This is a genomic window from Malaciobacter sp., from assembly GCF_055140965.1.
This window is the reverse complement of sequence record NZ_JBSRRO010000012.1, coordinates 26,436-51,136: the sequence shown is the minus strand read 5'-3', so window position 1 is coordinate 51,136 and position 24,701 is coordinate 26,436. Positions and strand designations below refer to the sequence as shown.

The 24,701-nt window shown below is 26.7% G+C and carries 27 protein-coding genes; 16 read left to right on the top strand and 11 right to left on the bottom strand.

All coding sequences use genetic code 11. The annotated features are described in order from the left end of the window. The first annotated feature begins 2 nt into the window (after positions 1–2). From ACTCCZ_RS05335 to ACTCCZ_RS05325, 3 genes are all read left to right on the top strand, one after another. Complete coding sequence (locus tag ACTCCZ_RS05335; RefSeq protein WP_079578003.1) at positions 3–878, top strand: aspartate carbamoyltransferase catalytic subunit; 876 nt, start codon at positions 3–5, stop codon at positions 876–878. Positions 879–885: 7 nt separating this feature from the next. Next, positions 886–1,839, top strand: coding sequence for an aminodeoxychorismate synthase component I (locus ACTCCZ_RS05330; protein WP_079578002.1), 954 nt, complete (start codon positions 886–888; stop codon positions 1,837–1,839). 82 nt (positions 1,840–1,921) lie between these two features. Continuing rightward, a complete protein-coding gene (locus ACTCCZ_RS05325) occupies positions 1,922–2,992 on the top strand; it encodes a Cj0069 family protein (RefSeq protein WP_159445730.1) in 1,071 nt (356 codons plus the stop codon). Position 2,993: 1 nt separating this feature from the next. On the opposite strand, the gene ACTCCZ_RS05320 is transcribed toward ACTCCZ_RS05325, so the two are convergent. Beyond that, a complete protein-coding gene (locus tag ACTCCZ_RS05320; RefSeq protein ID WP_079578000.1) occupies positions 2,994–3,758 on the bottom strand; it encodes a hypothetical protein in 765 nt (254 codons plus the stop codon). Positions 3,759–3,829: 71 nt separating this feature from the next. On the opposite strand from ACTCCZ_RS05320, the gene ACTCCZ_RS05315 reads away from it, so the two are divergent. Then, the gene (locus ACTCCZ_RS05315; RefSeq protein ID WP_079577999.1) at positions 3,830–4,405 is read left to right on the top strand and encodes an aminotransferase class IV; all 576 of its coding nucleotides are present in this window, start codon (positions 3,830–3,832) and stop codon (positions 4,403–4,405) included. On the opposite strand, the gene ACTCCZ_RS05310 is transcribed toward ACTCCZ_RS05315, so the two are convergent. Further along, positions 4,387–5,028, bottom strand: a complete 642-nt coding sequence (locus tag ACTCCZ_RS05310; protein WP_079577998.1) for a transglutaminase-like cysteine peptidase — start codon at positions 5,026–5,028, stop codon at positions 4,387–4,389. The two genes, ACTCCZ_RS05315 and ACTCCZ_RS05310, sit on opposite strands and share 19 nt — an antisense overlap. A 43-nt stretch (positions 5,029–5,071) precedes the next feature. Between ACTCCZ_RS05310 and ACTCCZ_RS05305 the strand changes: the two genes are divergently transcribed. From ACTCCZ_RS05305 to ACTCCZ_RS05295, 3 genes are read left to right on the top strand one after another with little or no spacing between them, the layout of a single operon-like run. Next, entirely contained in the window at positions 5,072–5,512 is a 441-nt protein-coding gene (locus ACTCCZ_RS05305; RefSeq protein ID WP_079577997.1) for a hypothetical protein, read from the top strand. After that, a complete protein-coding gene (locus tag ACTCCZ_RS05300) occupies positions 5,512–6,204 on the top strand; it encodes an AzlC family ABC transporter permease (protein WP_079577996.1) in 693 nt (230 codons plus the stop codon). Before ACTCCZ_RS05305 ends, ACTCCZ_RS05300 begins: the two co-directional genes overlap by 1 nt. Further along, a complete protein-coding gene (locus ACTCCZ_RS05295) occupies positions 6,192–6,515 on the top strand; it encodes a branched-chain amino acid transporter permease (RefSeq protein WP_079577995.1) in 324 nt (107 codons plus the stop codon). Before ACTCCZ_RS05300 ends, ACTCCZ_RS05295 begins: the two co-directional genes overlap by 13 nt. 6 nt (positions 6,516–6,521) lie before the next feature. Here ACTCCZ_RS05295 and ACTCCZ_RS05290 read toward each other — a convergent pair whose 3' ends face one another. The 7 genes from ACTCCZ_RS05290 to ACTCCZ_RS05260 form a co-directional block, all read right to left on the bottom strand. Continuing rightward, positions 6,522–6,878, bottom strand: a complete 357-nt coding sequence (locus ACTCCZ_RS05290; RefSeq protein ID WP_079577994.1) for a hypothetical protein — start codon at positions 6,876–6,878, stop codon at positions 6,522–6,524. Positions 6,879–6,970: 92 nt separating this feature from the next. Beyond that, positions 6,971–7,969, bottom strand: coding sequence for a beta-ketoacyl-ACP synthase III (locus ACTCCZ_RS05285; protein ID WP_079577993.1), 999 nt, complete (start codon positions 7,967–7,969; stop codon positions 6,971–6,973). Between the two features lie 18 nt (positions 7,970–7,987). After that, positions 7,988–8,977 (bottom strand): phosphate acyltransferase PlsX, encoded by a 990-nt coding sequence (gene plsX, locus ACTCCZ_RS05280; RefSeq protein WP_079577992.1) that lies wholly within the window; start codon positions 8,975–8,977, stop codon positions 7,988–7,990. Continuing rightward, the gene (gene rpmF, locus ACTCCZ_RS05275) at positions 8,977–9,129 is read right to left on the bottom strand and encodes a 50S ribosomal protein L32 (protein ID WP_079577991.1); all 153 of its coding nucleotides are present in this window, start codon (positions 9,127–9,129) and stop codon (positions 8,977–8,979) included. The genes plsX and rpmF overlap by 1 nt, the downstream gene beginning before the upstream one ends. Positions 9,130–9,140: 11 nt before the next feature. After that, complete coding sequence (locus ACTCCZ_RS05270; protein ID WP_079577990.1) at positions 9,141–9,515, bottom strand: DUF177 domain-containing protein; 375 nt, start codon at positions 9,513–9,515, stop codon at positions 9,141–9,143. A gap of 17 nt (positions 9,516–9,532) precedes the next feature. Continuing rightward, the gene (ndk, locus tag ACTCCZ_RS05265; RefSeq protein WP_079577989.1) at positions 9,533–9,946 is read right to left on the bottom strand and encodes a nucleoside-diphosphate kinase; all 414 of its coding nucleotides are present in this window, start codon (positions 9,944–9,946) and stop codon (positions 9,533–9,535) included. Positions 9,947–10,068: 122 nt separating this feature from the next. Continuing rightward, entirely contained in the window at positions 10,069–10,344 is a 276-nt protein-coding gene (locus ACTCCZ_RS05260) for an NADH-quinone oxidoreductase subunit I (RefSeq protein ID WP_079577988.1), read from the bottom strand. Between the two features lie 254 nt (positions 10,345–10,598). Between ACTCCZ_RS05260 and ACTCCZ_RS05255 the strand changes: the two genes are divergently transcribed. Next, the gene (locus tag ACTCCZ_RS05255; protein WP_079578011.1) at positions 10,599–11,195 is read left to right on the top strand and encodes a peroxiredoxin; all 597 of its coding nucleotides are present in this window, start codon (positions 10,599–10,601) and stop codon (positions 11,193–11,195) included. Between the two features lie 163 nt (positions 11,196–11,358). After that, entirely contained in the window at positions 11,359–12,702 is a 1,344-nt protein-coding gene (rho, locus tag ACTCCZ_RS05250; RefSeq protein ID WP_079577987.1) for a transcription termination factor Rho, read from the top strand. Positions 12,703–12,739: 37 nt separating this feature from the next. On the opposite strand, the gene ACTCCZ_RS05245 is transcribed toward rho, so the two are convergent. Both ACTCCZ_RS05245 and ACTCCZ_RS05240 read right to left on the bottom strand, forming a co-directional pair. Beyond that, positions 12,740–14,311: an alpha/beta hydrolase gene (locus ACTCCZ_RS05245; RefSeq protein WP_079577986.1), complete on the bottom strand. Its 1,572-nt coding sequence runs from the start codon at positions 14,309–14,311 to the stop codon at positions 12,740–12,742. Continuing rightward, entirely contained in the window at positions 14,295–16,310 is a 2,016-nt protein-coding gene (locus ACTCCZ_RS05240; RefSeq protein ID WP_079577985.1) for a TonB-dependent receptor, read from the bottom strand. Before ACTCCZ_RS05240 ends, ACTCCZ_RS05245 begins: the two co-directional genes overlap by 17 nt. Before the next feature lie 72 nt (positions 16,311–16,382). Between ACTCCZ_RS05240 and ACTCCZ_RS05235 the strand changes: the two genes are divergently transcribed. From ACTCCZ_RS05235 to ACTCCZ_RS05205, 7 genes are all read left to right on the top strand, one after another. Then, complete coding sequence (locus tag ACTCCZ_RS05235; protein ID WP_079577984.1) at positions 16,383–17,114, top strand: response regulator; 732 nt, start codon at positions 16,383–16,385, stop codon at positions 17,112–17,114. Between the two features lie 58 nt (positions 17,115–17,172). Continuing rightward, positions 17,173–18,930: a sensor histidine kinase gene (locus ACTCCZ_RS05230; protein WP_159445729.1), complete on the top strand. Its 1,758-nt coding sequence runs from the start codon at positions 17,173–17,175 to the stop codon at positions 18,928–18,930. A 404-nt stretch (positions 18,931–19,334) separates the two neighbouring features. Next, positions 19,335–20,132 carry a glutamate racemase gene (murI, locus tag ACTCCZ_RS05225; RefSeq protein WP_079577982.1) on the top strand — a complete coding sequence of 266 codons (798 nt, stop codon included), beginning with the start codon at positions 19,335–19,337 and terminating at the stop codon, positions 20,130–20,132. Continuing rightward, a complete protein-coding gene (locus ACTCCZ_RS05220; RefSeq protein ID WP_079577981.1) occupies positions 20,129–22,246 on the top strand; it encodes a DNA polymerase III subunit gamma/tau in 2,118 nt (705 codons plus the stop codon). Before murI ends, ACTCCZ_RS05220 begins: the two co-directional genes overlap by 4 nt. 71 nt (positions 22,247–22,317) lie before the next feature. Then, complete coding sequence (locus ACTCCZ_RS05215) at positions 22,318–23,154, top strand: DsbA family protein (protein ID WP_079577980.1); 837 nt, start codon at positions 22,318–22,320, stop codon at positions 23,152–23,154. Between the two features lies 1 nt (position 23,155). After that, a complete protein-coding gene (hemC, locus tag ACTCCZ_RS05210; RefSeq protein ID WP_079577979.1) occupies positions 23,156–24,097 on the top strand; it encodes a hydroxymethylbilane synthase in 942 nt (313 codons plus the stop codon). A 44-nt stretch (positions 24,098–24,141) separates the two neighbouring features. Continuing rightward, positions 24,142–24,684, top strand: a complete 543-nt coding sequence (locus tag ACTCCZ_RS05205) for a hydrolase (RefSeq protein WP_079577978.1) — start codon at positions 24,142–24,144, stop codon at positions 24,682–24,684. Positions 24,685–24,701: the final 17 nt, after the last annotated feature.

Here is a 24,701-nt window from a genome sequence, read left to right as displayed (position 1 = left end):
AAATGCAACACTTGACATCTATTTCAGACTTTTCGAATGAAGAGGTTTTAGAGCTATTTAATGATGCTAGAATGTTTTTAGACATGCAAAGTAATGAGGTTTTAAAAGGTAAAATTATTGTAAATTTGTTTTTTGAAGACTCAACTAGAACAAGAAGTGCTTTTGAAATGGCAGCTAAAAGATTAGGAGCTCAAGTTATCTCTTTAGATGTGGGGAAAAGCTCAAGAAATAAAGGTGAAACAATTTTTGATACTATTGCAAATATCAATGCAATGGGACCTGATGCTATTACTATTAGACATAGTGAATGTGGCTTACCAGCAACACTAATTGAATATGTTAATTGTCCTGTTATAAATGCAGGTGATGGTAAAAATGAACACCCAACTCAAGCATTATTAGATTTTTTTACAATGTATGAGCATTTTAATGCAAATATAGAAGGTAAAAAAGTAGCAATAATTGGAGATGTAAAAAGTTCAAGAGTTGCAGGATCTAATAAAAAACTTCTTCCAAGATTTGGAATGGATGTTTGTTTTGTTGCTCCTGATTGTTTTAAATATGAAAATGATGAATTTAAGCAATATGATAATTTAAATGAAATTATTGATGAAGTTGATGTAGTAATGAGTTTGAGAACACAACTAGAAAGACATAATGAGATATATTTTACTTCACTAAATGATTATGCAAAAGATTATTGTATCACAAAAGATGTTTTTGGAAATAGAGATATTCTTTTATTACATCCAGGTCCAGTAAATAGAAATATTGATATTAGTGATGAAATGTTGCAAGATTCAAGAAGTAAAGTTTTAGAGCAAGTTAGAAATGGAGTTGCTATTAGAATGGCAATTTTAAAGAAATTAATAAAGTAAGTTTTATTTGAGAAAAGAAATTATTAGACAAGAACTAAATAAAAATGGCTCATTAAATGAGCCATTTTTTTTTATGATATCATATGATTTATCAAGATATGAAATTTATAAACTAAATGAATTACCAAATGATATTAAATTTGAATTATCAAAAAATAGTAATTTTAAAAGCCTTGAAAAGATTGCTTTATCAAAATTTCCAATAGATTATAGTGCTTACAAAAAAGCTTTTACTTCCATACAAAATCATATAAAAGAAGGAAATTCTTATTTATTAAATCTTACTTTTAAAACTAAGATTGATACTTCTTTGAGTTTAGATGAGATTTATAAAAAAGCTCAGGCTTTATTTAAATTAAAATATAAAGATGAATTCGTATGTTTTTCTCCTGAAAAATTTATTGAAATAAAAAAAGATAAAATTTATACATATCCTATGAAAGGCACTATTGATGCAAAAGTTCCTAATGCCCAAGCAAAAATTCTTAGGGATACTAAAGAGATGGCTGAGCATACAATGGTTGTTGATTTGTTAAGAAATGACTTATCAATTGTCTCTTCAAAAGTAAGAGTTGATAAGTTTAGATATTGTGATAAAATAAATGCAGGAGAAAAAGAGCTTTTACAGATAAGTTCTAAAATATCTGGTGAATTAAAAAAAGATTGGCATAAAAATATTGGAGATATTTTAACTTCACTTTTACCTGCTGGTTCAATAACTGGAACTCCTAAGAAAAAAACTGTACAAATTCTTGATGAAATTGAAAACTATAAAAGAGATTATTATACTGGTATAGCAGGTCTTTATGATGGAAGTTCACTTTATAGTTTTGTTCTTATTAGGTTTATAGAAAAAATAGAAGATATCTATTATTACAAAAGTGGAGGTGGAATTACTTGTGATTCAAATATAAATTTAGAGTATGAAGAATTGCAAGACAAAATCTATATTCCTTCTTAAATCTGTAATTATTCTGTAACTGTTATATTATAAACTCACTGTAATTTATAATTAAGCATTAAATATGTTACAGGAGACATATATGAGAACTAAAGTTTTTATCATTGAATACGCAGTTGGAAGTGACAAAGGTTTTGATGGATTTAGACCTGATACTAAGCCTATATTGAAAGAAATTCAAAATAATACTTCATATGACACAGAAGTGGTTTTTTATATTCCCCATAAAAAGCACAAGCTTTTTGATTATTTAAAAAAACATGCAGTTGCAGTTATTAGCAGAATAAATCCAGGTAATTTAAAAGAAATCGATGAATATTTTCAATTTTTAAATAAACTTAGTCAAGAAAATATTCATGTTCATACTCACCCTGATGTTATGATTAACCTTGACTTTAAAGATATTCTTTATAAACTTAAGGATACTTACTTAGGTGAAAAAAGCACTATGTTTTACCAAAAATTTGATGATTTTCAAAGAAGCTTCCCTTATGAGTTAAAAAAAGAAAAGATAAGAGTTCTAAAAACTAACTATGGCTCAACAGGTGAGGGTGTTTATTTAGTTTGTTTAAATGAAGATAATAGTGTAACTTGTACAGAAGCTGTTAATAATGAAAAAATACAATTTAAAACATTAGATGATTTTATAACTGATTTTTCTTGGAAATTTGAAGAAGAGAATGAAAGTGCAGTATATTTTAAAGAAAAAAAAGGTTTTGTTTCTTGTAAATATTTAAAAAGAATAAAAGAAGGAGAAGTTAGAGTTTTATTAGTAAATAATGAACCTATTTCTGTTGTGCATAAAAAACCACAAGATGGTGAGTTTTCTGCAACTCTTTTTTCAGGAGCACAATATAATTATGAATCGCCAAGAGAAGCAAAATGGAAAGATGTAATTGATTTAACATTAAAAGGTTTAAAGGATATTAAGCCATATTGCCAAGGACATGATTTTCCACTTTTATGGACAATGGATTATATTTTAGATTATGATGAAAATCAAAATGATATTTATGTTTTAAGTGAAACAAATTGTTCTTGTGTTGGTATAACAACCCATTTAGAGTATGCAAAAGAAGTAGCTAAAATTTTTAAAAAAGATACAATCATAGAAGATTTAGATAATATTTTAATTTCACAAGCAGTAAGTTAAATTACTTGCTAGTGTGAAATTTTAAGAAATTGACAACTTCTGGAATTGTATATTTATTTTCAATTACATTATGTTTTGTTTTAGGAAGTAAAACTACTTTTGCATTTTTAAATTCAAGTAGTGCCATTGCACAATGACCATTATTGTTATTCTCTTCATATGGAGAATATTTTCCAAAATATTGGTCGTGCGTACCTATTATATTTAAAAAAGGGTCTTTTTTTCGTGCACCTATTTTAAAGTCGCGACTGTAATATCCATTTTCACATGCATATGCTGCAACAATTCTTCCTTTAAAGTCTTTTCCTTTGTATTGTGCAGCTGCTAATGCTCCCTCGCTACTTCCCATTAAAAAAATATTTTTTAAATCCAAAAAATCAAACTCTTTTAATCTTTTAATATTGTAAAAAACCTCTGCCACTCTTACTTTATGTACTTGCTCATAGTTTTGAATTTTAGTAGGTGTTTTATATGTTGGTCTATCTTTTAATTTATATGAGTTTGGGGCAAAGAAAATAAAATTCTCTTTTAAAACAGCATCTTTATATTTTTTTCCATATGCAAGTCCTACTGAGCCGTGCATATAAAATAAAACTGGATATTTTTTCTTATTTTTAAGTGATTTAAATTTTTTTTTAAACTCTTTAATAGTTAAAAATATTGGTTCTTTTATTCCCTCAAATCCTTTTGGTAAACCAATATAACCTTGTTTATAAGTGTCTTCAAAATTATCATATTTTTTAATTGTTTTTTTTATTTCTACCACTTTTAGTTATCCTAAAATTTTTTTTGTTATTATAACAAAAGAAAAAAAAGTAAGGATTAAATAATAACTATATGAGTGAAACAATAAACTATTTTGAAACAGTAAAATGTGAAGACTATGAAGTATTTAATTTAGCATATCATAATAAAAGAATTGCAAAAACAATCGCAAAAAATTTTGATTTAAGTGAGTATATAACTCCTTTAAATGAAAAATTGTTAAGATGTAAAATAGTTTATAATCGTGATGAGATTATAGATATTAAATATTTTGAGTATAAAAAGAAAGATATAAAAAAATTTAAAATAATAAAAGATGATAAAATTGATTATTCAAAAAAATATCTAAATAGAGATTCCTTAAATAAGCTTTTTGAACAAAAAGAGTCATGTGATGAAATAATGATATTTAAAAACTCTTTATTAACTGATACTTCAATTGCAAATATTGCAATTTATTATGATAATAGTTGGATTACTCCTAAAAAACCTTTATTAAATGGAACAACAAGGCAAAGATACATAAATAGTGGTTTTTTAAAAGAGGCAGATATTACATTAAAGATGTTAAAAGAATCAAAAAAAATAGCACTTTTAAATGCTATGATAGATTTTGATATTTTAGAAGATTATTCATTATTTTCATAAACTCTTTTTAAAATATTTTCCCATTTATTCTCTTTCCCCCAGTCAACTTTTACTTTTTTATAGATTTTTTTATTTTTCAAAATAAAAGAGTCTTTTTCATTAAAAATAAATTTTACTTTTAATTTAGGTCTTTTATTTAAAGGAACTACTTTAAAGCTTAAGTTATCTAAAACTAAAGGCATAGAGTTTTTATTTTCAATATATAATAAAACCATGTGATAGTTTGTAGCATTTTTTACTTTTACAACAGCAAGAAATAACTTATTTTTTTCTACTTTTAAACTCAATAGAGTAAAATATTTAGCAATAGCATAATCTTCGCAATCACCTCTTCCTTCAATCAAAAACTCTTTTGGTGTAGCCCAATAATCATCAACTTGATATTTGGTTTCATCATTTATTGGTAAAATTTTATTATAAAAACTATTTGTATATGATAATTTTTTTATAGTTGAAAAATCTTTTGCTTTTGAAAGTAATCTTTTATATTTTACTAATCTTGCAGATATTTGTGAGGAGTTCTGCTTTTTTAAAATATTGTTATACTCTTCTTGAGAAAGAGTGATGTTTTTTGCATCAAGTATAAAAAAAGGCATTAAAATAAGTAAGATTATCTGTTTCATAAGTTATAATATCAAGTTAATTTGTAAAAAAGGATAAATTTTAATGATTAGTAATATTATAGAACAAGATAGTTATAAAGAGTTAATAAATTCACAAATAAGAGATATTATTGAGTATTTACTTGAAAACAATGAAGAGTTTGCAATAACTGCAAATATAGATGCTATGGAGTTTACACCAGAATTACCTAAAAATATAAAATCTCAATTATCAAAATTTTCATTGTATATATTAGCAAACTATACATATACAACAATTGAGATAAACAATAGAAATATTATGAGTTTTGAAGCAGGATTTGGAAGTGAAAATTTTGGTTCTAAAGTACAATTGCCACTTCATTCAATTTTTCAAATAATTATTGATGATGCAATTTTATATCTAAATCCTTTGGCAACTGTTGATAAATTTAACTCAAATCCTAAAGAAAAATCACTTAACGTTTTTAAAAATAATCCAAAAAACAAAAATCTTATAAAATAATGAAATACGAAAAAGAGCTTAAGAAAGCTTTTTCTATTTCTATTCCTGTGCTTATGGGCTATATAGTTTTAGGCTTTGCTTTTGGTTTATTATTAACAAGTTTTGATTATCCTTGGTATTTAGCACCAATTATGTCAATTTTTATTTATGCAGGAGCTTTACAGTTTGTAGCAATTAATTTTTTTAATGCAAAAGCTGGACTTATTGATATTGCAATTGCTTCTTGGTTTATAAATATTAGACAATCTTTTTATGGCTTGTCTTTGCTTAAAAGATTTAAAAATAGTGGAAAATTAAAACCTTTTTTAATTTTTGGATTAACAGATGAAACATATGCTTTATTAACTACAATAAAAGATGATGAGAGTTTAAATAAAAAGTACTATTATTTATTTTTAGGATTATTAAATCAACTTTATTGGATTATAGGATGCACAAGTGGGGCGGTTATTGGTTCATATATAAATTTTAATACAGCAGGTTTAGAGTTTTCCTTAACAGCACTATTTGTAGTTTTATGTATAGAACAATATAAAAGTTTGAAAAATATTTATCCTTTTTTAATAGGAGCTATTTCTTCAATTTTTGCTTTGATTTTTATACCAAGTGATAAGATGCTAATTGTATCTATAATTATAGCTTTAATAATGATGTTTTTCTTTAGAAAAAGGATTGAATCATGGCAGGTATAGAGATATATTTAGCAATTGCAGTTATGGCTTTAGTAAACTATTTTACAAGGGTTTTTCCTTTTATATTTTTTATTAAAAAAGAACCGCCATCTTCAATTATATTTATTGAGAGATTCTTTCCTGCAATTATAATGGTTATTTTAATTATTTATACTCTAAAAAATATTGAGTTTGCTGTTTACCCTTATGGTTTAAAAGAGATATTATCAGTAGTATTTACAGCAATTTTGCATTTAAGTATTAAAAATTATCTAATTTCAATCTTTGGTGGAACGATTTTTTATATGGCTTTAGTTCAATATATTGGTTAATTTTGATTAATTTTCTTCAACCTCTTCATCCCAAAGTATTGATACTCCATACTCTTCATGGGGTATGGCATATTTAAAATACTCTTTTGTACCTTTTCTTCCATGTAATCTTATAACTATTTGTTCATCTTTTAATAGTCTTTTCATCTCATTTTCAGAAAAACTTCTCTTGTTCCATTTTAAAAAGATATTTGAATATACTCTAAATCTACATGTAGAATCAGCTGTAAATACATATGAATCACTTTCATCATACTCTTTTTTTGAATTTTCACAAGTATAAAGTTTGATTTTTTTACCTTGTGCAGTTATTTTTTTTGAAATTACATTTCCTTTACAATATGGACATGTTCCTAATATCATATTAACTCCTTAAAAAAGAATTGTACAAAAAAATTTAATAGATTGATTATTTTATTACAAACTGTAAGATTAGTAAGGGCAAAGCCCTTTTACTAGTTTTTTGGTGAGAATTTAAATAGTGCACTTCCCCATGTAAGACCAGCACCAAAAGCATCAAAAAGTATTGTATCACCTTTTTTAATTTTGCCTTGTTCAAAAGCATAATTCATTGCCATTGGAATTGAAGCAGCTGATGTATTAGCATACTTATCAACAGTAACTACAATTTGCTCTTCTTCTAAACCTAAAGCATCACCAACAGCTTTTATAATTCTATAATTTGCTTGGTGTGGAATAAAATGAGTAATGTCATTATTTGTTAGCTTGTGTTTTTCAAGTAAAATTTTCACATCTGAAGTAAGTGTTTTTACAGCAAGTTTGAAAGTTTCATTTCCTTTCATTTTTATACAAGCCATTTTATTATCTAATACTTCTTGTGAGCAAGGATGTTTACTTCCACCACCTGGGGTTTTTATCAAATCATCATAATTTCCATCACTTGAACAGCTAACATCTGTGATAGCTTCTTCTTTATTATCTGTAGCAGAAATAATTGCTGCACCAGCACCATCTCCAAATATAAAGCAAGTTGCTCTATCTGTATAATCTAAAATAGAAGAGTAAGTTTCTGCCCCAATAATCAAGACATTTTTTTTCATTCCAGATTCAATAAATGCTTTCGCAATAGAAAGTGCATATACAAAACCAGTACAAGCTGCACTAATATCATAAGCCATTACAGGAGGTAAATCTAATTTTGATGCAATTAAACATGCAGTTGAGGGCATACATAAATAGTCAGGTGTTACAGTTGCACAAATTACTAAATCAATCTCTTCTTTTGCAATTCCTGCTCTATCAATAGCAACTTGTGCTGCTCTTGCCCCTAAATCAGAAGAAGCTTCGTTTTCTTCAGATAGTCTTCTCTCTTTTATTCCTGTTCTTTTAGTGATCCATTCATCACTTGTATCAATGATTTTTTCAAAGTCTTGGTTTGTCATAATCTTTGGCGGGATATATGCACCAATAGATCTAAAAGCTGCGTAAGCCATTTACAAAATCCTTAATTGTTATTTATACTTATTTATTCTATCTTCTATATTATAACTCAAATTAGAACTTGCCGCAGTAATAGCTTGGAAAATTGCATTTTTAACTGCTTTTGCATTAGATTTACCATGTGCAATAATAACAGGAGCTTTTACACCTAGTAGTGGAGCACCACCATATTCAGCATAATCAACTCTTACTTTTAAGTTTCTAAATACTTTTCGCATTAATACAGCACCGGCAATAGAAATAAGTGATCGTTTAAGATTTTTCTTTATAATTGTTCCAATGGTATCTGCAACACCTTCTGCAGTTTTAAGTAAAATATTACCTATAAATCCATCACAAACAACAACATCTACTGAGCCTTTAAAGATATCGCTTCCTTCAACATTCCCTGCAAAATTAGGAATATTTTTTATTAGTTGGTAAGCTTCTTTAGTAACTTCATTTCCTTTGCTTTCTTCTTCCCCATTGCTTAATAATCCAACAATTGGTTCATCAAGTTTTAGTACATCTTGTGCATAAACTTGACCCATAACAGCAAATTCATAAAGATTTTTAGCATCACAATCTACATTTGCACCAACATCTAAAACTAAAGTGTTTTGATTTTCACTTGTTGGCATTAAAGTTGCAATTGCAGGTCTTGAAATACCTTTGATTCTTCCTATTCTAAGAGTTGCAAGTGACATTGAAGCACCAGAATGACCTGCTGAAACAACAGCATCAGCCTCTTCATTTCTAACTAATTCAATTGCTTTATATATTGTAGAATCTTTTCTTTTTAAAGCATCAGTAGCACTATCTGTCATTGCTATAACATCATCAGTATCAACTATTTCTATTCTGCTTAAAAAGTTACTAGGTATAAGGTTAAGTAGTTCTTCTTTTTTTCCTACAGCTATAGCTGTAAAATTAGTGTTGCTTCTAAGTGCAGCAACTAGTCCATCAACAATGGGTTCAGGACCAAAGTCCCCGCCCATCGCGTCAATAGCTATTTTAATCATTAGCTTTTATATTCACCCGTATTTGGGTTAACAGTATGAGGCATTTTCCAAGTTCCATCACTATCTTTAACTGGTCTTTTTAAAGCCACCTTATAATGAGTTCTTCTTTTAGCTGCTCTTGAATGAGATACTCTTCTCTTTGGTACTGCCATAATTTATCTCCTTAAAATTCTTTTTCGATTTTTTCGTTGTCCTCTAAACAACTTTTACAAATATGGTAATCACTTTCAAGTGATGAAAGTTCACTTTCACAAATTTGGTCAAAGTCAATTATACCATTTTCTACTTCTATAATTAAATCTTTTGATTCATTATTATAAATACCATCACTTAGTAGAAAAAATAAATTTTCATCTAAATCAATATTTTCTTCTTCACCACATCTTACACACAAAACAGAGCTTTGTCCTGTTAGTGTTGCATCAACTTTGATTAGAGTTGGCGACATTTTACAAAAAGTACCCTCTAATTTTACTGAAGCAAAATTATTAGTAAACTCTTTTGGTGTTGTTGGTACTTTTCTAAACTCTATTTTCATAGATTAATTTTAACTTCTTAACAGATTTCTCTATCAGAGAAGAAAAATTTAATTTCATTAGCTGCATTCTCTAATGAATCAGAACCATGTACTGCATTTGCATCAATTGATTCAGCAAAATCAGCTCTGATTGTTCCCTCAGCAGCCTCTTTTGGATTTGTTGCACCCATTAATTCTCTATTTTTAGCCATTGCATTTTCACCTTCTAAAACAGTAACAACTACTGGTCCAGAAATCATGAATTCTACTAACTCTCCAAAGAAAGGTCTTTCAGCGTGAACAGCATAAAATGCTTCAGCATCTGCTTTGCTTAGTTGAATTTTTTTAGTTGCTGCTATTTTTAGTCCAGCAGATTCAAATCTATCTAAGATTTTTCCAACAACGTTCTTTGCTACTGCATCAGGTTTGATGATTGATAATGTTTGTTCCATAAAGTATATTCCTCTACTAATTTTATTAAGTCGCGGATTATACCTAAAAAATAAAAAAAAGGCAAGTAGAGTTTAATCTACTTGCCTTTTTACATATAATATTTATAATTTTATCTAAAAAATTAGTCTTCTACAACTGGTGTACCAGCTTCACCTCTATCTGGACTTTCAACAGAACCTGCACCTGGCTCATCCCAAACAATACATCCCTCTGTAGGACATGCATCTGCACATGCAGGAGAATCATGATGATCTACACATTCAACACATTTGTCAGAATATACATAATAAATATCTTCACCTGTTGGATTTTCATCATTGTCTACAATTGCTTCTACTGGACACTCATCTAAACAAGCATCACAACTAATACAGATGTCAGTAATTTTAACTGCCATATTAATCTCCTTGGAAAATTTTAGAAACTTTAGCACACTCTTAATAAATCTATGTTTAAATATTGCTTATAAATTTTAGCTTATTGTATAAATAGGTTTAATGGCAATATTTATAAGTTTAGCTTATGATACTAAAAGAAAGTTTATTATTAAATAAGATTTTTCTTAATTTTGAAAGCAAATTAAAAACTAATGTTTTTTTTAGAAAAATACAATATAATAAATGTATTAATTTAAATCAAAAAGGAAATCACATGTTAGTAACTAAAAAAGCTCCAGATTTTACAGCTAATGCTGTACTTGCAGACGGACAAATAGTTGAAGATTTTAATCTTTATGAAAACATTGGAGAAAATGGTGCTGTACTATTTTTTTATCCATTAGATTTTACATTTGTTTGTCCATCAGAAATCATCGCATTTTCTAAAAGAATTGATGAGTTTAAAGAAAGAGGTATCAATGTTATTGGTGTTTCTGTTGATTCTCAATTTTCTCATTTTGCTTGGAGAGAAACAGCTGTTGAAAATGGTGGAATAGGAAGAGTTAAATATCCACTTGTAGCTGATTTAAGCAAGCAAATTTCAAAAGATTATGATGTTTTATTTGATGAATCTGTAGCATTAAGAGGATCTTTTTTAATTGATAAAGATGGAACAATAAGACATGCAGTTATTAATGATTTACCATTAGGAAGAAACATTGACGAAATGATTAGAATGGTTGATACAATGTTATTTACTAATGAACATGGTGAAGTTTGTCCAGCAGGATGGAACAAAGGTGATGAGGGAATGAAACCTGATACTAATGGTGTTGCAGATTATCTTGCAAAAAATGAAAATAATTTATAATTTTTAATTGAAAAAACGGAAGAAGTACCTTTTAAAGGTACTTCTTCCGTTTAATTGACTTTTTAAAAAATAAAGACTACAATTACACAACTTAAAATTTTAAACTAAACTTCAAAAACTACATAACTTTATGTATATCGAAATTAAAAGGTTAAATAAACTTATGGAAGAGTCAAAAACTCAATCTAAAACAAAAAGTCCCAAAACAAATGGGAATTCTAGTAGAAAAACTAGAACTCATATTCCTGTTGAAGGGCACACAATTGAAAAATTAAGAGAATATCCTTTACAGGACCTTCTTAAAATAGCAAAAGAGTTAAGGGTAGAAAACCCACAAGAGCTAAAAAGACAAGATTTAATGTTCTCGATTTTAAAAAATCAAATCGATGCAGGAGGATTTGTCTTATTCACAGGTATTTTAGAAATAAAAGAGGGTGGATTTGGTTTTTTAAGAGCAATTGATGGTAACTTCTCTGATACTTCAAGTGATTCTTATGTATCAGCTACTCAAATTAGAAAGTTTGCATTAAGAACTGGTGATATCGTAACTGGACAAGTAAGACCTCCAAACAAAGAGAGTGAAAAATATTATGCTTTATTGAAAATTGAAGCTATAAACTACTTACCTGTAAATGAATCTAAAAATAGACCACTATTTGATAACTTAACTCCTTTATACTCAACAGATAAATTTAAATTTGAATACAATTCAAATAAAATGACAGGTAGAATACTTGATTTATTTGCTCCAATGGGTAGAGGACAAAGAAGTTTAATTGTTGCACCTCCAAAAACTGGTAAAACAGAGTTATTAAAAGAGTTAGCTCACGGTATTACAAAAAATCATCCTGAAACAAGCTTAATGGTTCTTTTAATTGATGAAAGACCTGAAGAGGTAACTGATATGCAAAGAAGTGTAAAGGGTGAAGTTTATTCTTCAACTTTTGATTTACCAGCGCATAATCATGTAAGAGTTGCAGAGATTGTAATTGAAAAAGCAAAAAGACTTGTAGAGATGAAAAAAGATGTTGTTATTTTACTTGATTCTATTACAAGACTTGCACGTGCTTATAATACTGTAACACCTAGTTCTGGAAAAGTACTTTCAGGTGGTGTTGATGCAAATGCATTACACAAACCAAAAAGATTTTTTGGGGCTGCTAGAAATATAGAAGAGGGTGGTTCTTTAACTATTATTTCAACTGCACTTATTGAAACTGGTTCAAAAATGGATGAAGTAATTTTTGAAGAGTTTAAAGGAACTGGTAATAGTGAAGTTGTATTAAGTAGAAATGCTTCAAATAGAAGAGTTTATCCAGCTTTAGATATTACTAAATCTGGAACTAGAAAAGAAGAGTTATTATTAACTCCTGAAGTTCTTCAAAGAACATGGATATTAAGAAATGCAATTTCACAAATGGATGAAGTTGAAGCTTTAAAATTCTTATATTCAAAAATGCAAAGAACAAAAGATAATGAAGAGTTCTTTAACTCTATGAATGAGTAGTAAACTTTTAATTTTAAACAAACAGACCTTTAAAGGTCTATTTGTTATTTAATGCAATTAATCCATTTGCCAAATATATTTTCCATGCAAAATAGTCATGACCTCCAATAAACTCTTCATATGTTAAATCATAGTTTTTTGCAACTAATACAGTTCTAAAATGTCTATTTGTTTCTAAAATATCTAAAGGTAAAAAGCCTGTTTCATAAGTTCCAGCATTTAAATAAAACTTAATATCTTTTTTCTTAACTTTTGAAAACTCTTTTGTTAGCCATTGTGCTTCATCTTTATTTTTAGGTGCCCACCAGTATGAACCTGATTGACTTAATACTTTTCCAAAAAAATCAGGATATAAAAATGCTATATATGAAGAAGCTAAACCTCCATAGCTAGAACCTGTTATAATTGTATTTGAAGATTTGTGAGTAAATTTAACTTTTGTTTTTATAAAAGGAAATAACTCTTTTACCATAAATTTTGCAAACTTTTTATTTGGAGGCAACTCTTTACTTCTTGACTTCTTTGAAGCATTATTGATAAAAATAGCAATTGTTGGTTTTATCTTATTGTTTGCAATTAAGTTATCTAAGATTAATGTAGTATTGATTTTATTTTGATAATTTTCTCCATCAAAAACAAAAAGTATATCATGCTCTTTTTTATAGTTATAATTGTGTGGCTTATAAATAGTAATATTTCTACTATTATTTAATATTTTGCTTTTTAGATTATATGTACTAATTTCTCCTTTTTTATTTCCTTCTTCTACTCCCCAATCCTTAATTTTATTATCTTTGATAAAAAAAGTTGACAAAGTATGATATTTATCCATATTTTTTTCTTTAGTATAAATATAAGGAGTTTTATTAAAAGGATCAATTGTTGCATTTGATATTAAAGCCATTTTTTGAATAAATCTTGGAGCATTAAGTTTAGGAATATCTGTGGCAATTTGATATGACATTCTAATTCCTTTTTTTACTATAAAACTTTTATACCATATGTCACTATTTTTATATCTAATAAAATCTGTATAATCAGCTGTAGGCCCACCTATTAATTTAACATTATAGTTTAATCCTTTGTGTAAAAAAGTTAAAATATATTCATCTGCTTTTAAATGTTCTATTAATGGAGTTCCTCTTTTTTTAACTTTTTCCCAAAAGGCTTTACTGTTTTTTGTTTTTTCTATATTTTTTAGTTCTTGTTTTAAAAAAGCACTTATAATTTTATTTTGAGGCTTTATCTCTTTTTGGTGATGAAAAATCTTATCTATTTTTAGTTTAAGTCTATTTTGTTTATTTCTATTTTTTATTTTTAAATAATATTTTCCTGTGTAGTTAGCCACAAAGTAAAAATTACCTTGTGGCTTTTTATTTATCATCAATGATTTTATAAGAACTCTATTTTTATCTAAAAGTTCAAGAGTTTCAAAACTTGATGTAGCTTTAAAACTTCCTGTTATAAAACTTTTTTTTTGTAGATTTAATTGATACAAATTTTCACTATTATAGTTTAGTATTTCATTTACTTCAAAAGTGTTTGCAAAAGAAAAACTATATAAAAAAATAGAAAAAAGCTTAAAAAGAGTCTTAAAATTTGTACTCAAGTGCAGCTCCTATTACCCTTGGAGAACCAACTGTTGTTCTATTTGTTTCAGCTTTATAGATTACTTCTTCATCAGTAAGATTATTTACATATGTTCTAAATGTAAAATCTTTGTATGTGTAGCTTGCATGTAAATTAACTAATGTATATCCATCTAATTTTTGAGTATTTTCATTATCTGAGTAATAATCATCTGTAAAACTTACATTACCACCCCATTCAAGATTATTATGTATTTTATGAGTAAAACCTAAGTTTGCACTATAAGTAGGTGTTGTTGATAGTTCATTACCTTCTAACTCTTTTGCTTCTTTTACACTATTACTTATTTTTGTTTTTAAAAGTCCAATAGCAGCAAAGATATTAAATTTATCTGTTATTTGTGCATCTATTTGAGTTTCTAAACCATAACTCTCAACTTTTGAAAGATTTCTAAATCTATTTGCAGCATCTGCTTGGAAACCATCAAAATCATTGTAAAATATATTTGAACTTAAATTAATTTTTTTATCATTTAGATAAGTTCTATAAGTTAATTCATATGAATTTACTTCTTCTTTATCATATTCATAATATTTTAAATCATCCCAATCTAATGAACCACCACCTTGGTTATAACCTTTTTGTGCAACTAAACTAATCATAGATTCAGTTGAAGGTTTATATGCTAAACCAATTTTTGGTAAAAATATTGTTTCATCAATATCTTTTTTTAAATTGGCACCCCAAGATACTGAATCTCTTTTTTGATTCTCTTTTTCTAATCTTGCACCTAATAATAAATCAAAACTATTATTTAAAGCAATAGTATTATCTGTATAAAATGAGATAGATTTAATTTCATCATTACCTAAATGTAAAGGAAAGTATGATGGTTTTGGTAAATGTGCATCTATATCTTGGTCTCTATCATAATAGTAAACTCCTGCAACACCTTTTATAAATGGTTTTTTGTATATTAATTTACTTTCAAATGTTTTACTTTTCTCATCAACAAAAACTTTTAAAGGACTTGGTACTTGAGTTATTTCACTATTGTAATCTTTAAATGAAAGTTGCGTTTGTAAGCTTATATCATCATTTATAATATAATCAATATTTGTAATATATGTTTTATCTTTTGAATCGTGATATCTTGAGTTTGTTCTATTTGCTTTACTTGCTTCAAATACATAATCTTTTGGATTTGTTACAAAGTTTAAGTACCCACCTTCTGCTTCTCTATGGTTTAATGTAAATTTTAAAGATAAATTTTCCATTGATTTTGGAAGATAAAGTAGTTTTGCTCTAAGGTTTGTATTTGTTGATTCATTTAATCTATCATTATTTTTAAAATTTTTATATTTAATATATCCATCACCACTATTTCTATCAACTGCTAATCTAAAAGCTAATTGATCTTCAATTAATGGTCCAGAAATTACTGCAGCTAATTGATTTTTACTCTCTTGATTTTCAAAAGCAGTTTTAATTTTACCCTCAAAATCAAAGCTTGGATCTTTTGTTTTCATTATTATAGAACCACCAATTGAGTTTCTTCCTTGAGTAGTAGATTGAGTACCTTTTAAAACTTCAATTTGTTCTAAATCCCATAATTCACCACTAATATAATTAACTCCAATCCATGTATTATTAACTCCGTCTATTATTGTATTTACTCTTGGTCTTGCACCTGCCATTAAACTTTTTGTTCCCTTTGAAACCCCAGTAGAGTCTATACCTCTAATATTTGGAACACCTAAATCACTTAAAACTACATTTGGTAATTGTTCAACAATATTCTCAATTTTTTTATAATTACCTATATTTATTGTTTTTTCATCAAAAACTGATACCGCAGTTGTAGTTTCAAGAAGTGTTTTATCTATCTTTTCACCAGTTACTGTTATTTCTCCATAAGAGATTTCTTCTTTTGGTTCTATTTTTTCTTTTGCATATATATTGCTTGTTAATAAAGTAATAGCACAAAAAGACAAAATAATTTTTTTATTTTGATTCATTTAACTCTCCTTTAAAATGATATTGAGTATCATAACTGAAAAGAATGATAATAAAATTACGAGAATAGAAAAATGACAAAAATTCCAAATATTTTAAAAAAAGATATAGAAATTTTAATTGTAGAAGATGAAACAATATTAGCAATGGGTATAAAACTTACTTTAAATGAGTTTGGTTATAGTGTTTGTGGTATAGAAACAAGTGCAGATGATGCAATACAGCATGTAAAAAAACAAAAACCAGATTTAATTTTTATGGATATTCATCTAAAAGATAACTCTTCAGGAATAAAAGCAGCTAAGTATATTTGGCAATACTATAAAATTCCAATTATCTTTTTAACTTCTTATACAGATGATAAAACAATCAAAGAAGCAATGCAAAGTGAACCATATGGCTATTTAGTTAAACCATATAAAGATAAAGAGTTAGAAGTAACAATTCAAACGGCACTAAATAAACATAACTATTTTTTTAAACATAAAAGTAATTTAGATAAAGAAAAAAAACATATTTTTAAATTTGAAAATGAAATTATTTATGATAAAACAAATTCAGTTGTAACTAAACAAAGTAACTATTTAAAATTAACAGGAAATGAGACAAGACTTTTAGAGATTTTAAGTGATACTCCTACTCAACCAGTACCTTTTGAAAAAATACAGAACTATATTTATAGGGATGAAATTAATGATATAGGTAGATTAAGAGCATTAATATATAGACTTAAACAAAAATTTGAAATTAATTTCATAGAGAATGTATTTGATTTAGGTTACAAATTAAAACTATTAGATGATTAAAATAAACTCTTTAAACTCAAAAATTTTCTTAAGCTTTTTTATTTTAGGTATTTTTTTATTGTCTTTATTTTTCTTGCAAGTTATTCCTCAAATGAATAAAGAGGAAAAGAAGCATACAATAAAGCAAATAGAGAATATGATATATTTAACTAATCAACAAATAAAACTTGTTATGCGTTCAAAAAAGAATAATGGAGAAATAAGAAAAGAAGAGTTGAAATCTATAATTGAACATGAAGCAATTAGAATCACAAATAGATTAAATTTAGATAATTCAATATCTAAAATAAAAGATAAATCATATCAGTTTAGTTCAAAAAAGATTAGTTGTAATACTTCTATTTTAAATAGTAATAAAGATACTCTTTTTCAATTAAAAGATGAGAGTTTCAAAGAGTTTAAAGATGAATTAAAAGATTCAACTTTTTTAAGAAGAGATATAAAAAATAAATATATATGTTCAACTGGAATAAGAAAATTATACTATACAAAAAATATTAAAAAACATAATAAGTTTTTAGTTATCTCTTGTGATATAGATAATTTTTCTACAAAAGGTGAAGAGTTTGAATTAAAATTAAAAAAAGAGATACAAAAGAGCTTTTCATTGCTTGATAGTTTTCATAAAGGTAAAGCATACTTAATGTGGCTTAATCCAAATATAAGAGATGATAAACCTTTATATAGTAAAGAAGATAGATATTTAAATGAAAAATATTGTTTGAGCAAAATATCAAATTTTACATTTCCCAAAACAGGAGATTTGACACCAAAAGAGATTATACAAGCTATTGATAAAGAACCAATAAATCATTTATTAAATGGAAAAAAGAGTTTAACATGGGTAAAAAGTATTAATTTAAATGAAGATGAATATTTTTTATATCTAGTAACAATTTATGAAAAAGATTTTTTAAAACATGTAGGTTTAGCTTATATGAGTATAATTCCTGCTGCAATTATCTCCTTTTTTATCGCAATAGTTGTTGCCCTTATTATATTTAATAGACTTTTTAAAAGTATAAATATTTTGAAAGATGTTGCATTTAAAGTGAATAAAGGAGAAAAAAATATAAGAAGTAATATAAAAGGCAAAGATGATATTGCAGTACTTGCAAAAGCTTTTGATAATATGCTGGACTCTTTAGAAGAAAATATTTCACTTTTAGATAAAAAAGTTGAGATTAAAACGAAACTTTTAAGTGATTCTTTAAAAGAGAAAGAGACTTTACTAAAAGAGATACATCATAGAGTAAAAAATAATTTAGCAATTACAATAGATTTAATTAAATTAGAAAAATCAAAAATCAAAGATAAAAAGACAAAAGATACTTTAACAAATATACAAGAAAAAATTTTTGTAATGGAACTACTTCATAGAAAATTATATGAATCTAAAGATTTAAATCTTATTCCTTTAAAAAATTTTATTGAAGACATTTGCCAAGATTTAACTGCTAGCTACTTTGTTGAAGAAAAAATATCTATTAATACGGATATTGAGCAAGTACATATGAATATTGATTATGCATTACCTTTAGGTCTTATCATAACTGAATTAATAACAAATAGTTTTAAATATGCTTTTAAAGATAAAGGAGAAATATTTGTAAGTTTAAAAAAAAGTGCTAAAAAGTATATTTTGGAAGTAAAAGATAATGGAAAAGGTCTTGATGAAAATATAGATGTCAATAATACTAAAACTTTAGGTTTTCAAATAATTTCAAATATTACAAAAGGACAATTATCTAGTAAACTTGAATATTTTTATGAAAAAGGAGCTAACTTTCAAATCATTTTCGAGATTAAAAGATAGCTTCTAAGTCTTTAACTATTTTTCCTTAACAAAAACCCCTACAATCCAACTAAATATTGCAAATGATATAAGTGCAAATACAATAAATAGAAATATCTCTAATATTAACATCTTCTTGCCTTTAATTAAATGAATGCTCATTCATTTATTAATAACTAATTTTATGCCATTTTTCATTAGAGATGAATTAACTGATTATGTAAAAGCTAACTTTATTCATGAGTATAAAATTAATAGTAGAATAGTTAAGATTAATCTTCTTTTGCTTTATAAATAGATGAAAATGATTAAACATGATGTGCCTATAAACTACTATTTATAGATTTTACTTTTAATATATTTATTTTAACAAAGTAGTTATCAAAATTTTGTTATAATCTGCCAAAATTGATATAAGGCAAAAGTTGAAAATAGGGGTTTTTGATTCTGGACTTGGTGGATTAACAGTAGTAAAAGCTATAGATAAATATTTTAAAGGTGCAGATATTTTATATATTGCTGATACAATTTTTGCTCCTTATGGAGATAAAACCCATGAAGCTATAAAAAATAGATGTATTTTAATAAGTGAATTTTTAATTAAAAATCACAATATTGAAGCTTTGATTGTTGCTTGTAATACTGCTACATCAGCTGCAATAAAAGAGTTAAGAAATTTATATCCAAATTTAATAGTAATTGGTACAGAACCAGGAATTAAACCAGCAATTGAATTAACAAAAACTTTAAATATTGGTGTTTTAGCAACAGCTGCCACATTAAAAGGTGAAAAGTATCAACTATTAGTAAATCAACTTTCAAAGCAAAAGCCTATTAAACTTTATGAACAAGCTTGTCTTGGTTTAGTTGAGCAGATTGAAAAAGGTGAAATCAATTCTTTAAAAACTAAAAATATGCTAAAAAAATGGCTTGAGCCAATGATTGAAAATAGTGTTGATACAATTGTATTAGGATGTACTCATTATCCAATAGTTAGTGACAATATAAAAGATATAATGGGTAAAGAGATTAATTTAATTGAAACAGGACAAGCAATAGCAAACAGATTAGAATATTTGTGTAAAATAAAAGGGCACTGTAATTTTGATCCTATTAAAATATCAATTTTACACACAGGAAATATAAATAAAAATATGATAGAGAAAATTTTTGAAAATAATAAAAATATAGATGAGATTGAAGTAAGGAAATGTGAGATATGAGTGAAATTAATATTGAGAAAAAAGTATTAGCATTAAAATATAGACCAAAAAGATTTGAAGACTTAGTAGGGCAAAGTACTATTTCACAAACACTATCACTTGCTTTAGATTCAAACAGATTATCCCATGCATATCTTTTTAGTGGTCTAAGAGGAAGTGGTAAAACAAGTACAGCTAGAATTATGGCAAAAGCGCTTTTATGTACAAATGGTCCTACATCAAAGCCTTGTGAAGTTTGTGAAAATTGTCAAAGTGCAAACTCAAATAGGCATTTAGATATTATTGAAATGGATGCAGCTAGTAATAGAGGTATTGATGATATTAAAGATTTAATTGAACATACAAAATATAAGCCAAGTAGTGCAAGATTTAAAGTATTTATAATTGATGAAGTTCATATGTTGACAACACAAGCTTTTAATGCTTTACTTAAAACACTTGAAGAACCTCCAGGTTTTGTTAAATTTATTCTTGCAACGACTGACCCACTTAAACTTCCAGCAACAATTTTAAGTAGAACTCAACATTTTAGATTTAATAAAATATCAAATGCAGATGTAATACATCATTTGTCACATATTTTAAATGAAGAAAATATTGATTATGAAACAGAAGCTTTAGAGATACTTTCAAGAAGTGGACAAGGAAGTTTAAGGGATACTTTAACGTTACTTGATCAAGCAATTATTTTTTCAAAAGGAAAAGTAAATACAATATCTGTTGTAGAGATGTTAGGTTTGATTGAGCCAAAAGTAATGGATGATATTTTTGATATTATTTTAAATAAAAAAGATATTACAAATTTAGTTAAAGAGTTAGAAAACTATGAAATCTCACAAGTTTGTGATGAAATGACTATTTATTTAAGACAAAAAATGCTTGATAAAGATGCTAAGTTTGATCTTTTATTATTTGATAGATTCTTTAGAGTTTTAGGTGATGCAAAGCACCTATTAGCTTTAAATTCTGATGCTAGTTTTGTTTTGATTTTAACACTTTTAAAAATGCAAGAAGCTACAAATTTAAAAAGTATTCAAGATATTATTAATCAAGTTGAACAAATTGAAGTTCAACCAGCAGTAAAAGATGCAATATCACCACAAAAAGTTTTAGAGCATGCACAAAATGATACTGAACATGTTTATGAAGAAGCAAAAGAGAAAGACACTAACGTAAATGAGATTGAACAGCAAACTAAGAATGAAGCAATATCAAATGTAGAACAAACACTTCAATCAAATATAAATACAAAAGAAAAACAAGAAGAGAATCACAATGTTTTTGAAGAAACAAAAATAGAAGAGCCAAATCTTGTAGATACTGCAATGTTTAATGAAAACACTATTCCTTTAGATAGTATTGATGCAGTTCCTTTTGAAACACCATTTGATGATGATATTGATGAAATTATAAATAATAATACTTCATTTGACAAACCAAAAGAAGAGCCAATAGTTTCTAATACTATTACAGAAAATATTTCAAATAATGAAAATAGTTTTCCACAAGAAGTACATGAGCCTATTTTAAATGAAGATTTACAAGAAGATAATTTAGATGCTTTAGATGAAGCAATTAGTTCAAGACTAAATCAAGAAAGTGATCCAAATGAGAAGCTTTATGATCAAGTAATAAATAGAGTTTATGATAGAGATGTAAGACTTGGAGAGTGCTTTGAAGATAACTTTGTATTTAAAAGTTTTGAAGCTAATAAATTAGAGATTATTTCATATGCAAAAGGTGAAGAAAGAAAATTTTTATTTAAACATTTTGGAATTTTAAAAACATTTATTTATGATGTTTTTGGGCATGAAACTGAATTGGATTTTATAAAAGATGAATCTGAAGTAGAAAGTCAAAAAAAAAAATCTAAAATAGAAAACCAAGAGAAACAAACAAATCAAGAGATTGAAAAAGAGCAAATAGAAGAACCACAAGCAATTGAAGAGGATTTAGCTGGTGGTTCAGGTTGTGTTGCAACTATGCATAATAGTTCTAAGCCAGAGCCCTCACAACAAGAACTACAAATCAATGATATATTAAATTCAAAGATGTTAAATAAAGCAAAAGAGCTTTTTGACATAAAAAAGATAACAGTAAAGACTAAAACTTAAAAAGGTTCTTTATTTATGGCATTTAAGTCATCTTTGAATATAATATTTCGAAATTTAAATAAGGAGATTTTATGTCTTTTATTTCAAAAATATTATTCATAAGTTTATTTTTAACTACTACTATTTCTGCAAATAGTATTGATGATAAAATATTAGAGTTTGAAAAAAATAGGTTTTCAAATAATAAACGAGTTGAGATTAAAAACTTATCAATTAACTTTAAAAAATCCCTACCTGTAAAAAATTGGTATGGATATATTATTGATATTGATGCGAAAATAGCTGATAAAAATGTAAAAGCTAAGGATATTGTGTTTTCTAATGGAACAGTTGTTTCACCAGATTTATTTGATATTAAAACTGGTAACTCTTTAAAAGAGATGATGACATTACCTTTAACAAGCAAGTATTATGATAAAAAAAGATTAATTGCTGGTAATCATGATGCAAAAGATAAAATAGTGATATTTTCTGATCCTTTATGTCCATTTTGTTTAGATTATGTACCAGATATTATTAAATTTGTAAATAAAAATAGTCAAAATATTGCTTTATACTATTATCACTTTCCTTTACTTCAAATACATAAAGCAGCAAATGCTTTATCAAAGGCTATGCTAGTTGCTTCTAATAAAGGGGTAAAAGATGTTACTTTAAAAGTTTATGAAGCAGATTTTGATCCATATTTTAACTCTAATGAGACAGATGAAAAAAAGATTTTAAATGCTTTTAATAAAGTTTTAAAAACTAATATTAAACTTGATGAAATTCAAAGTAAAGAGATTCAAAAAGAGATTGAAACTGATATACTTATGGGTGAATATGTTATGGTTGAGGGTACACCAACAATTTTTGTAAATGGTGAACAAGATAAAACAAAAAATAAATACAAACAATTAGGAAGGTAATATGAAAAAATTAGTAATAGCAACAAGAAAAAGTAAATTAGCTTTATGGCAAAGTGAATATATAAAAGAACAACTACTTAAGCATTATCCAGATATGCAAATTGAGTTAGAAACATTTTCAACAAAAGCTGATAAGATTTTAGATGTACCTTTAGCTAAAATTGGGGGAAAGGGTTTATTTACTAAAGAGTTAGAGATTGCACTTTTAAATAAACAAGCAGATATTGCAGTTCATAGTTTAAAAGATGTTCCAGTAGAGTTTGAAGATGGTTTTAAACTTGCAGCAGTTACAAAAAGATTTGACCCAAGGGATGCATTTTTAAGTCAAAACTATGATAGTATTGAAAACTTACCACAAAATGCAGTAGTTGGAACAACTAGTCTTAGAAGAAGAATGGAAATAAAAATGCTAAGACCAGATGTTGTGCTAAAAGATTTAAGAGGAAATATTAATACTAGAATTGCAAAACTAAAAGCAGGTGAGTATGATGCTATTATTTTAGCAGCAACTGGGGTACAAAAACTTCAAATTGAAGATGAAGTTAATTATTTTGTTCCAGTTTCAACAGAAGATATGACTCCATCAATGGGACAAGCAACACTTGGAATTGAAACTTTAGACAATAAAGAATTAATTGAATTATTATCTGTTTTACATGATGATGATGCTCATATTGAATCTACAATTGAAAGAGATTTTGTTAGAGTCTTAGAGGGTGGTTGTCAAGTTCCTATTGGAATAAAAGCTACTTTAAGTGAAGATAAGAAAAGTATAAAAGTTGATGCCATAGTTGGAATGCCAGACGCAAGTGAATATATTCAAGATAGTATGACAGTTGATGTAAGTAAATTTGAAACAGTTGGTAAAGAAATGGCACAAAAATTCATACAAAAAGGTGCAAAAGAGTTATTAGCTAAAGCAGAAAAGGTTGCTTTTCAATAATTTGTGTATAATTAATGTCAATCTTAGATAAATTAGGAGTGACAATGAGAATAAATGTTGAACAGAGTCTATTTTGTTTAGTTGATGTGCAAGAGCGACTTTTCCCTCATATGAGAGACAATGAGCAGTTAGAAAAGCATCTTGTTACATTAATAAAAGGTCTTAAAATATTAGAAGTTCCTTTTATAGTTAATGAACAGTATAAAAAAGGAATTGGTGAAACTATTCCTAGTTTAAGAGAGTTTGTTGATGAAGATCCTCATTTTGAGAAAACAACATTTTCTTGTTGTAAAAATGAAACAACATTAGAAGCAATAAAAGCACAAAATAAAAAGTTTGTAATTGTTGCTGGTATAGAATCTCATGTTTGTGTCTTACAAACTTGTATAGATTTACTTGAAGCTGGATTACAACCTGTAATAGTAACTGATTGTATAAGTTCAAGAAAAGAGCATGATACAAAAGTAGCTTTAGATAGATTAACTCAAGCTGGAGTAGTTCCTACAACTTATGAGTCATTACTTTTTGAATTAACAGTAAATGCTAAAAATCCAGTATTTAAAGAGATTTCTTCATTGATAAAATAAAAGGTCTTGAATAATCA

Bases quoted from the DNA above. Each gene is read 5' to 3' on its own strand.
- ACTCCZ_RS05335 (WP_079578003.1), top strand. From the start codon at position 3: ATGCAACACTTGACATCTATTTCAGACTTTTCGAATGAAGAGGTTTTA.
- ACTCCZ_RS05325 (WP_159445730.1), top strand. From the start codon at position 1,922: ATGAGAACTAAAGTTTTTATCATTGAATACGCAGTTGGAAGTGACAAA.
- ACTCCZ_RS05315 (WP_079577999.1), top strand. From the start codon at position 3,830: ATGAGTGAAACAATAAACTATTTTGAAACAGTAAAATGTGAAGACTAT.
- ACTCCZ_RS05310 (WP_079577998.1), bottom strand. From the start codon at position 5,028: ATGAAACAGATAATCTTACTTATTTTAATGCCTTTTTTTATACTTGAT.
- ACTCCZ_RS05305 (WP_079577997.1), top strand. From the start codon at position 5,072: ATGATTAGTAATATTATAGAACAAGATAGTTATAAAGAGTTAATAAAT.
- ACTCCZ_RS05300 (WP_079577996.1), top strand. From the start codon at position 5,512: ATGAAATACGAAAAAGAGCTTAAGAAAGCTTTTTCTATTTCTATTCCT.
- ACTCCZ_RS05295 (WP_079577995.1), top strand. From the start codon at position 6,192: ATGGCAGGTATAGAGATATATTTAGCAATTGCAGTTATGGCTTTAGTA.
- ACTCCZ_RS05290 (WP_079577994.1), bottom strand. From the start codon at position 6,878: ATGATATTAGGAACATGTCCATATTGTAAAGGAAATGTAATTTCAAAA.
- ACTCCZ_RS05285 (WP_079577993.1), bottom strand. From the start codon at position 7,969: ATGGCTTACGCAGCTTTTAGATCTATTGGTGCATATATCCCGCCAAAG.
- plsX (WP_079577992.1), bottom strand. From the start codon at position 8,977: ATGATTAAAATAGCTATTGACGCGATGGGCGGGGACTTTGGTCCTGAA.
- rpmF (WP_079577991.1), bottom strand. From the start codon at position 9,129: ATGGCAGTACCAAAGAGAAGAGTATCTCATTCAAGAGCAGCTAAAAGA.
- ACTCCZ_RS05270 (WP_079577990.1), bottom strand. From the start codon at position 9,515: ATGAAAATAGAGTTTAGAAAAGTACCAACAACACCAAAAGAGTTTACT.
- ndk (WP_079577989.1), bottom strand. From the start codon at position 9,946: ATGGAACAAACATTATCAATCATCAAACCTGATGCAGTAGCAAAGAAC.
- ACTCCZ_RS05260 (WP_079577988.1), bottom strand. From the start codon at position 10,344: ATGGCAGTTAAAATTACTGACATCTGTATTAGTTGTGATGCTTGTTTA.
- ACTCCZ_RS05255 (WP_079578011.1), top strand. From the start codon at position 10,599: ATGTTAGTAACTAAAAAAGCTCCAGATTTTACAGCTAATGCTGTACTT.
- rho (WP_079577987.1), top strand. From the start codon at position 11,359: ATGGAAGAGTCAAAAACTCAATCTAAAACAAAAAGTCCCAAAACAAAT.
- ACTCCZ_RS05240 (WP_079577985.1), bottom strand. From the start codon at position 16,310: ATGAATCAAAATAAAAAAATTATTTTGTCTTTTTGTGCTATTACTTTA.
- ACTCCZ_RS05235 (WP_079577984.1), top strand. From the start codon at position 16,383: ATGACAAAAATTCCAAATATTTTAAAAAAAGATATAGAAATTTTAATT.
- ACTCCZ_RS05220 (WP_079577981.1), top strand. From the start codon at position 20,129: ATGAGTGAAATTAATATTGAGAAAAAAGTATTAGCATTAAAATATAGA.
- ACTCCZ_RS05215 (WP_079577980.1), top strand. From the start codon at position 22,318: ATGTCTTTTATTTCAAAAATATTATTCATAAGTTTATTTTTAACTACT.
- hemC (WP_079577979.1), top strand. From the start codon at position 23,156: ATGAAAAAATTAGTAATAGCAACAAGAAAAAGTAAATTAGCTTTATGG.
- ACTCCZ_RS05205 (WP_079577978.1), top strand. From the start codon at position 24,142: ATGAGAATAAATGTTGAACAGAGTCTATTTTGTTTAGTTGATGTGCAA.